This window comes from Patiriisocius sp. 208BN25-11 (assembly GCF_058147145.1).
Genome location: NZ_JBYVJY010000040.1, coordinates 1 through 886, shown reverse-complemented (window position 1 = coordinate 886; position 886 = coordinate 1). Strand labels below are relative to the sequence as shown.

Annotated in this window: 1 protein-coding gene; it reads right to left on the bottom strand. The window is 43.8% G+C overall.

What is annotated here, in order from left to right; genetic code table 11:
• A partial coding sequence (locus tag ACY2RS_RS15465) for a DUF7507 domain-containing protein (protein ID WP_490099571.1) occupies nucleotides 1-886 on the bottom strand: 886 nt, incomplete at both ends.

Genomic DNA, 886 nt, shown 5'->3' with positions numbered 1-886 from the left:
AGACTCCTATTTTAATAATAGCGATACTATCATCCTGACAAAGCGGGGTGATCGTTGGATCATCTTCAGTGATTAAACTCTCATCTGAAAGATCACTTACATCGCCGCCATTATAGGTCCCAGTTGCCGTTGCTTGATTGATCACCTCTCCAGCATCGATATCAGCCTGAGTGAAAGCGTAATTTGCTGTGTACACCCAAATCTCATCCAAATCTAATAGCGCATCGCCGTTCAAATCTCCAGAGACAGGTCCTATCACAGGTGTTGGTCCCAGTAGCGGATCTATCACTTCAATAGCACTCAGCGTTACATTTCCTTCATTGGTTACCGTGAAAGTATAGTTAATCACTTCTCCTAGATCGGCGCAGTCATCTCCATCGTTATCATTAAACACGCCCGTCTTTACAATTGCAATCGCAGGGTCTTGACATAAATCAGTTACTGTTGGATCGTCTTCGGTCGTTAAACTCTCATCTGAAATATCTGATACAGGTCCTGTCGGCGCCGTACCATTTACAGTCGCCTGGTTGGTAATGGTTCCTAGATCAATATCATCTTGAGTAATGGTATAGTCTTGAACATATACCCAAGTCTCCGTTACATCTAACTCCATATCACCATCGGTATCTCCTGTTGGAACTGCTGTTAGCAATCCGCCCAGTAGTGGATCGGTTACTGACACATCTGCGATGCTTACATTACCCTCATTGGTCACAGTGAACGTGTACGTCACAGTATCAACATCGGCATCTGCACAATTGTTTCCATTGGTATCATTAATCACTCCCATCTTCACAATCGCAATATCTGCTTCTTGACAAAGCGTCGTTACTGTTGGATCGTCTTCGGTCGTTAAACTCTCATCTGAAATATCTGATACAGGTCC